The organism is Pseudomonas sp. AKS31 (assembly GCF_023634765.1).
Lineage (GTDB): Bacteria > Pseudomonadota > Gammaproteobacteria > Pseudomonadales > Pseudomonadaceae > Aquipseudomonas.
In genome coordinates this window covers 589,364-596,784 of the sequence record NZ_JAMLFX010000001.1, presented here as the reverse complement: position 1 = coordinate 596,784, position 7,421 = coordinate 589,364, and the positions used below count along the sequence as shown (strand labels likewise).

Genomic DNA, 7,421 nt, shown 5'->3' with positions numbered 1-7,421 from the left:
CGATAGCGGAGTGTCAGTCACTGATTTGCAAGCTGACACTCCGCTATCGCGAGCAGGCTCACTCCTACAAGGAATTGCGTGTCCGGCGTTTAGTTTCGTTTACTTCCAGTCTTGCAATATCGGATGACGCCCACAGACCTTGTAGGCAAACTCCGAAACTCGTGTTTGGACGCTCTGCCGCTCTATTGCGCTGTTTTTTGACGGGATACTCTCCAGACGTCGCTGACCCATTCAGCGATCGGGCTTGGTAACCCGGTGGAATAAGGCGCAACAGCGCACCCGACACGACTCAGGCGTATTACACGTCTGTGCCCCTGTGTTATGGCAGCTGTGTGTGGGACGCTTTCGAGCGTGCCGGTTTCCTTGGTTCCCCGGTTTACCAACCTGCGCACAGCTGCCACCCATTCGCTTGGTATCGGATGCGGCAGCTCTCGAAATCAAGGGAACTGACATGAACAATCAATCTGATCTTAAAACCATCGGCTTCACCCCCTTCCTCTACAACTCCGATCAAGCGTTCTTCAGCGTTCGCTCCGGCATCCCGATCATCGATGCCTTGTCGCAATCCTCCGACCTGCTGTACCTCGCAAAATCCTTCGCCGAAGATGCGGCCTTCATCAGAGACACCGACCGCCATGCCTGGGCTGCGCATTACCTCACACTCATGGGCAAGGCTTTGCTTGATGATGTGATTCAGACACTGACTCCTCGTCCTCCGCGAACAAAGGCTGAATCTGAATTAGATGCACCCGAGAGCATGTAAAAGCGCAGGCACAAAAAAGCCCCCGCCAGTTGAAAAACCGGCGAGGGCTATCTTTTAATTGGGTTCGACACATTGATCAGATTCGACGCTCGGCGGCGTCGTAAACCTCTTCATCTCGCCGCACCCCAACGGCGACGATCAACACCTGAATCGCCCTGCCATTGACCCGATAAACAATGCGCGTGTCGCCCGTGCGAATCCTGCGACATCCGGCAAGGCTGGATCTGAGCGGTTTTCCAGACTTGTCTGGCTCACCATTAATAATCCGCTCTTCAATGACATCAAGAATCCGGTTGGCTGCCGCAGATCCCAGTTGATCCAGATCCCCTTGGACTTCCGGATGATAAATCACTCCCCAAACCATCCAGCACTCCTTTAGTCCTTCCTGGCATACCGGGCCCGCATATCGTCATGGCTGACCGCCTGGGCCGGATCAAAATTGATCAATCTCTCCCGGGCTGCCGCTTCGATGCGCAGATTCTCGAGTTCATCCAGCATCTCTTGATAGGCCTGCACATTGATGATGACAGCGGCCGGTTGATTGTCTTTGAAGATAACCAAACGCTCCGTTGCACGACTGGAGATTTCCTTGAGCTTCGCACTGAAGCTCCTGACCATGGCAGTGACGGAAATTGCCTGGTCAGCACGTTCTAGTAATGCCGTCATAACTACCTCTCACTCACTTGCTGATTAGCACAATAATGCACAGAGTATTGCGTTGAATTAAACACAGTGCAACCTCCTGTTTCCAGCCACCGACCAAATACCCGCTCGACCAGACGCCCACAAAAAAGCCCCCGCCAGCCACTAGGCCGACGGGGGCTTTTCATTTGAGGTCAGGCTTACATCTCCACCTGCGTCCCCAACTCAATCACCCGGTTCAACGGCAAATTAAAGAACCGCAAATTGCCATTGGCATTCTTCAACATGAACGCAAACAACGCCTCACGCCAACGCGCCATGCCCTCAAGTTTCGAGGCAATCACCGTTTCGCGGCTGAGGAAGTACGTGGTGCGCATCGGGCTGAAGTCCAGATCATCCAGATGACACAGCTTCAGCGCCTGCGGCACATCCGGCTCGTCGGTGAAGCCGAAGTGCAGGATCACCCGGAAGAAGCCTTCGCCGTGGGCCTCGACTTCGAAGCGTCGCGATGGCGGTACACGCGGGATGTCTTCGTAGACCACGGTCAGCAACACCACTTGCTCATGCAACACCTGGTTATGCAGCAGGTTGTGCAACAGGGCATGCGGCACGGCGTCGGAGCGCGCGGTGAGGAACACCGCGGTGCCCTGCACGCGGTGCGGTGGCTGCACGCGGATACTGCTGATGAAGATCGGCAGCGGCAGCGCGCCTTCGTCGAGGCGATCGACCAGCAGCTCCTTGCCGCGTTTCCAGGTGGTCATCAGGATGAACAGCACGATCCCCGCCAGTACCGGGAACGCACCGCCCTGAATGATCTTCGGCACGTTGGCCGCGAAGAACAGGCCATCGACCAGCAGGAAGCCAATCAGAATAGGCACCGCCAACAGCGGCGGCCATTTCCACAACAGCAGAATCACTGCCGACACCAATATGCTGGTGATCAGCATCGTGCCGGTCACCGCCACACCGTAAGCCGACGCCAGCGCGCCCGAGGATTCGAAGCCAATGACCAACAGGATCACGCCGACCATCAGCGCCCAGTTCACCGCACCGATGTAAATCTGGCCCTGTTCGGCACTGGAAGTGTGCTGTATGTGCATGCGCGGAATGTAGCCGAGCTGGATGGCCTGACGGGTCAACGAGAACGCGCCGGAAATCACCGCCTGCGAAGCAATGACCGTGGCCAGGGTCGCCAGTACCACCAGTGGCACCAGTGCCCAGCTCGGCGCCAGCAGGTAGAACGGGTTACGCGCCGCTTCCGGGTTTTCCAGCAGCAACGCGCCCTGACCGAAATAGTTCAGCACCAGGGCCGGCAGCACCAGAATCAGCCAGGCGCGGGCAATCGGCTTGCGGCCGAAGTGGCCCATGTCGGCGTACAAGGCTTCGGCGCCGGTCAGTGCCAGCACCACCGCGCCGAGAATCGCCACGCCCATGCCCGGATGTACGATGAAGAAACGCACACCCCAAATCGGGTTCAGCGCGCTCAATACTTCCGGGTGTTTAAGAATTCCGCTGATACCCAAACCGCCCAGTACCAGGAACCACGCCACCATCACCGGGCCAAACAGCTTGCCGATGCGATCGGTACCGTGTTTCTGGATCAGGAACAGCGCGACCAGCACCACCAGTGCCATCGGCACCACCCAGCGTTCCAGGCCATCGAACGCCAGCTCCAGACCTTCAACCGCGGACAATACAGAAATCGCCGGCGTGATCATGCTGTCGCCGTAAAACAGCGCTGCACCGATCAGCCCCAGAATCACCAGCACCGTTTGCAGTTTCGGGTAGCGGCTGGATGCACGTCGCGCCAGAGCGGTCAGCGCCATGATCCCCCCTTCCCCCTGGTTGTCAGCGCGCAGTACGAACAACACGTACTTGATGGTGACGACCCAAATCAGCGACCAGAAAATCAACGACAGAATCCCGAAAACTCCATCGTGGTTGACCGGCACACCATAGTGACCAGCGAAAACTTCTTTGAGGGTGTACAACGGGCTTGTGCCGATGTCGCCGTAAACTACCCCGACTGCCGCGACCAGCATGCTCAGCGGTTTTGCAGCCGAATGCTCGGCGCCCGCCGCCTGACTACTTGCCTGACCCATCCAACACTCCTACTTCTCAGAACCGGCTTCTTTGAATGAAGCACTATGCTTTGTGGTGCAGCATGCGCTGTTTTACCTGTTGTTACAGACGTTTTGTTGACTGTAAAAAATTGGTAAAGCTCAACGGCGCGAAGCATAGCGCAGCACTCGTCGTATTTCCCTGCATAAAGCTGGTCAAGTGCGTTGCTCATCGCTAGAATTGCGCACTTTTTGATCAGAGGCGCGCCCTAAGCGCCCGTCCGTCGGCTTTCGCATCAAGAAAGCGATGTCACAAAATACCGAGGTTAGACATGTCCACCACTCCCGCGCCGGCCAATCCAAAGGTTGGCTTCGTATCTCTGGGTTGCCCGAAAGCACTGGTCGACTCCGAGCGCATCCTGACCCAGCTGCGCATGGAAGGCTATGACGTGGTGTCCACCTATCAGGACGCCGACGTGGTAGTCGTCAACACCTGCGGTTTCATCGATTCGGCCAAGGCTGAGTCGCTGGAAGTGATCGGCGAAGCGATCAAGGAAAACGGCAAGGTTATCGTCACCGGTTGCATGGGCGTGGAAGAAGGCAATATCCTCGACGTACACCCGAGCGTGCTGGCCGTGACCGGTCCGCAGCAGTACGAGCAAGTGGTCAACGCCGTGCACGAAGTGGTGCCGCCGCGTCAGGATCACAACCCGCTGATCGACCTGGTGCCGCCGCAAGGCATCAAGCTGACTCCGCGCCACTACGCCTACCTGAAGATTTCCGAAGGCTGCAACCATAGCTGCAGCTTCTGCATCATCCCGTCGATGCGCGGCAAACTGGTCAGCCGTCCGGTCGGTGATGTGCTCGACGAAGCTCAGCGCCTGGTCAAATCCGGCGTTAAAGAGCTGTTGGTGATCTCGCAAGACACCAGCGCCTACGGCGTTGACGTGAAATACCGCACCGGTTTCTGGAACGGCGCGCCGGTAAAAACCCGCATGACCGAACTCTGCGAAGCGCTGAGCACCCTCGGCGTCTGGGTGCGTCTGCACTACGTTTACCCGTATCCGCACGTTGATGAGCTGATCCCGCTGATGGCCGCCGGCAAGATCCTGCCGTATCTGGACATCCCGTTCCAGCACGCCAGCCCGAAAGTGTTGAAGTCGATGAAACGCCCGGCATTCGAAGACAAGACCCTGGCGCGCATCAAGAACTGGCGCGAAATCTGCCCGGACCTGATCATCCGTTCGACCTTCATCGTCGGCTTCCCGGGCGAAACCGAAGAAGACTTCCAGTACCTGCTGAACTGGTTGACCGAAGCACAACTCGACCGCGTTGGCTGCTTCCAGTACTCGCCGGTCGATGGCGCGCCTGCCAATGATCTGGACCTGGAAGTGGTGCCGGACGACGTCAAGCAGGACCGCTGGGAGCGCTTCATGGCGCACCAGCAGGCGATCAGCTCGGCGCGTCTGCAGATGCGCATCGGCCGTGAAATCGAAGTGCTGGTAGACGAAGTCGACGAGCAAGGCGCGGTTGGCCGCTGCTTCTTCGATGCACCGGAAATCGATGGCAACGTGTTTATCGACAACGGCAGCAACCTGAAGCCGGGCGACAAGGTCTGGTGCACAGTGACTGATGCTGACGAATATGATCTGTGGGCTGAGCAGATCTGATCTGAAGATCAAAAGCCCCTCACCCTAACCCTCTCCCAGAGGGAGAGGGGACTGATCGAGGTGTTCTTTCGAATTGTGGCGACTTGAAATATCCAGTCGAACGCAGATTTTGAACAGCACGAAGATCAGCTCCCTTCCCCCTCGCCCCTTGGGGGAGAGGGTTGGGGTGAGGGGGAGAGTTCTTGCTGGCGAAAGAAATAGCCAGCCAGACACCGCAACAAATACAAACAGCCCCGCTCTTTTTACAAGATGCGGGGCTTTTTTACGGCTATCGTTTAGCGGGGGACGGACTCCCTTGAAACGGACAAGAGGCAGACGGGCATGCGTCACCATTCGGTCATCCACACGCCGAAACTCAGCGATTACCAGGAACTGACCCGGGTCTGGGAGGCCTCGGTTCGCGCCACCCATGATTTTCTGCCAGACAGCTATATCGAACTGCTGCGCAACCTGGTGCTCACGCGTTATCTGGATGCAGTGATGCTGATCTGCACCAAGGACGCCCACCAGCGCATTACCGGGTTTGCCGGTGTTGCAGCGGGCAAGATCGAAATGCTGTTCATCGACCCCGCCCATCGCGGCCAGGGGTTGGGCAAGAAACTGCTGAATTACGCCCTGCAACATTTGAATGCCGATGAACTCGACGTCAACGAACAGAACCCGCAGGCGCTGGGGTTCTACTTCAAGCAGGGTTTCGAGGTGATCGGCCGCTCGGAGGTGGATGGCATGGGCCAGCCGTATCCGCTGCTGCATATGCGCTTGCGCCAGAACCAGCAACGCTCCAGTAACGGCTGACACAACACAAACCCTGTGGAAGCTGGCTTGCCAGCGATGCGGACACTGCGGTGTGCAACAAATACCGAGGTGATGCTATCGCTGGCAAGCCAGCTCCCACAGGGAATACGAATACCGTGTAAATGGAACCGGGCTTAACCGGCGCCACACAGGTACAATGCCCACCCCTTTTTTGTTACGGCCCTGTCATGACTGACCCGATTCGCCTCTCCAAACGCCTCATCGAACTGGTCGGTTGCTCCCGCCGGGAGGCCGAGCTGTTCATCGAGGGCGGCTGGGTCACCGTGGACGGCGAAGTCATTGATGAGCCGCAGTTCAAGGTCGGCGACCAGAAGGTCGAGCTCGACAAGGATGCCAAGGCCACCGCGCCGGAGCCAGTGACCATCCTGCTCAACGCCCCGGCCGGCATGGATGTTGAAACCGCCATGCAGTCGCTCAGCGCAGAGACCCTCAGCGAAGAGCACCGCTACAGCAAGCGCCCGTTGCGCGGGCACTTCCTGCGCCTGACCGCCAGCGCCGACCTGCAGCCCAAGGCCAGCGGCCTGCTGGTGTTCACCCAGGACTGGAAGATCCTGCGCAAGCTCACCGCCGACGCCGCGAAGATCGAGCAGGAATACGTGGTCGAGGTCGAAGGTGACATGGTCGCTCACGGCCTCAACCGCTTGCAGCACGGCCTGACGCACAAGGGCAAGGAACTGCCGCCGGTCAAGGCCAGCTGGCAGAACGAAAACCGTCTGCGTTTCGCCATGAAAAACCCGCAACCGGGGATCATCGCCCAGTTCTGCGAAGCGGTCGGCCTGAAGGTCGTCGGCATCCGCCGCATCCGCATCGGCGGCGTCTCGATCGGCAAGGTCCCGGTCGGCCAATGGCGCTACCTGTCCGGCAAAGAGAAGTTCTAAGACTTCCACTGCCGCCACACATTCCGGCAGCGCGCCCGCGTGCTGCCCACAACGCATCAGGATTACCCACATGGTTCATAACGACGTACTGCGCAGCGTGCGCTACATGCTCGACATCAGCGACAAGAAAGTGGTCGAGATCATCAAACTCGGCGGCCTGGACGTGACCCTCGCTGACGTAGTGACCTGGCTCGACAAGAAAGAAGAAGACGAAGAAGGTTTCGTGCGCTGCCCGGACGAAGTCATCGCGCATTTCCTCGACGGTCTGGTGATCTTCAAGCGTGGCAAGGACGAAAGCCGTCCGCCGCAGCCGATCGAAGTGCCGGTGACCAACAACATCATCCTGAAAAAGCTGCGCGTGGCTTTCGAACTGAAAGAAGACGACATGCACGCAATCCTCAAGGCCGCCGAGTTCCCGGTGTCCAAGCCTGAGCTGAGCGCGCTGTTCCGCAAGGTCGGCCACACCAACTACCGCCCGTGCGGCGACCAGTTGCTGCGCAACTTCCTCAAGGGTCTGACCCTGCGCGTTCGCCCGGCCTGATCCCCTTCTGCGGTGGCGACTGATGGTCGCCGCCGCAGCGCATGACCGTTC

General features: G+C 58.4%; 8 protein-coding genes. 5 read left to right on the top strand and 3 right to left on the bottom strand.

Features of this window, described 5'->3' with window-relative positions; all coding sequences use genetic code 11:
- The first annotated feature begins 451 nt into the window (after nucleotides 1-451).
- On the top strand, nucleotides 452-763 hold the full coding sequence (locus M9827_RS02625) for a DUF3077 domain-containing protein (RefSeq protein ID WP_250603211.1): 312 nt from the start codon (nucleotides 452-454) through the stop codon (nucleotides 761-763).
- Between the two features lie 76 nt (nucleotides 764-839).
- Here M9827_RS02625 and M9827_RS02620 read toward each other — a convergent pair whose 3' ends face one another.
- From M9827_RS02620 to M9827_RS02610, 3 genes are all read right to left on the bottom strand, one after another.
- Nucleotides 840-1,127, bottom strand: coding sequence for a type II toxin-antitoxin system RelE family toxin (locus tag M9827_RS02620; RefSeq protein ID WP_250603209.1), 288 nt, complete (start codon nucleotides 1,125-1,127; stop codon nucleotides 840-842).
- A gap of 11 nt (nucleotides 1,128-1,138) precedes the next feature.
- The gene (locus tag M9827_RS02615; protein WP_064393110.1) at nucleotides 1,139-1,429 is read right to left on the bottom strand and encodes a Phd-YefM; all 291 of its coding nucleotides are present in this window, start codon (nucleotides 1,427-1,429) and stop codon (nucleotides 1,139-1,141) included.
- 176 nt (nucleotides 1,430-1,605) lie between these two features.
- Complete coding sequence (locus M9827_RS02610; protein WP_502943390.1) at nucleotides 1,606-3,447, bottom strand: potassium transporter Kup; 1,842 nt, start codon at nucleotides 3,445-3,447, stop codon at nucleotides 1,606-1,608.
- 350 nt (nucleotides 3,448-3,797) lie between these two features.
- On the opposite strand from M9827_RS02610, the gene rimO reads away from it, so the two are divergent.
- From rimO to M9827_RS02590, 4 genes are all read left to right on the top strand, one after another.
- Nucleotides 3,798-5,135, top strand: coding sequence for a 30S ribosomal protein S12 methylthiotransferase RimO (gene rimO, locus M9827_RS02605; RefSeq protein WP_250603205.1), 1,338 nt, complete (start codon nucleotides 3,798-3,800; stop codon nucleotides 5,133-5,135).
- Nucleotides 5,136-5,456: 321 nt separating this feature from the next.
- The gene (locus M9827_RS02600) at nucleotides 5,457-5,930 is read left to right on the top strand and encodes a GNAT family N-acetyltransferase (RefSeq protein WP_250603203.1); all 474 of its coding nucleotides are present in this window, start codon (nucleotides 5,457-5,459) and stop codon (nucleotides 5,928-5,930) included.
- Nucleotides 5,931-6,118: 188 nt separating this feature from the next.
- On the top strand, nucleotides 6,119-6,829 hold the full coding sequence (locus tag M9827_RS02595) for an rRNA pseudouridine synthase (protein WP_250603201.1): 711 nt from the start codon (nucleotides 6,119-6,121) through the stop codon (nucleotides 6,827-6,829).
- A 70-nt stretch (nucleotides 6,830-6,899) separates the two neighbouring features.
- Entirely contained in the window at nucleotides 6,900-7,370 is a 471-nt protein-coding gene (locus tag M9827_RS02590) for a YehS family protein (RefSeq protein ID WP_250603199.1), read from the top strand.
- The last annotated feature ends 51 nt before the right edge of the window (nucleotides 7,371-7,421 follow it).

Coding starts and splice junctions, on each gene's coding strand:
- rimO (WP_250603205.1), top strand. CDS start 3,798: ATGTCCACCACTCCCGCGCCGGCCAATCCAAAGGTTGGCTTCGTATCT.
- M9827_RS02595 (WP_250603201.1), top strand. CDS start 6,119: ATGACTGACCCGATTCGCCTCTCCAAACGCCTCATCGAACTGGTCGGT.
- M9827_RS02615 (WP_064393110.1), bottom strand. CDS start 1,429: ATGACGGCATTACTAGAACGTGCTGACCAGGCAATTTCCGTCACTGCC.
- M9827_RS02590 (WP_250603199.1), top strand. CDS start 6,900: ATGGTTCATAACGACGTACTGCGCAGCGTGCGCTACATGCTCGACATC.
- M9827_RS02625 (WP_250603211.1), top strand. CDS start 452: ATGAACAATCAATCTGATCTTAAAACCATCGGCTTCACCCCCTTCCTC.
- M9827_RS02610 (WP_502943390.1), bottom strand. CDS start 3,447: ATGCTGGTCGCGGCAGTCGGGGTAGTTTACGGCGACATCGGCACAAGC.
- M9827_RS02600 (WP_250603203.1), top strand. CDS start 5,457: ATGCGTCACCATTCGGTCATCCACACGCCGAAACTCAGCGATTACCAG.
- M9827_RS02620 (WP_250603209.1), bottom strand. CDS start 1,127: ATGGTTTGGGGAGTGATTTATCATCCGGAAGTCCAAGGGGATCTGGAT.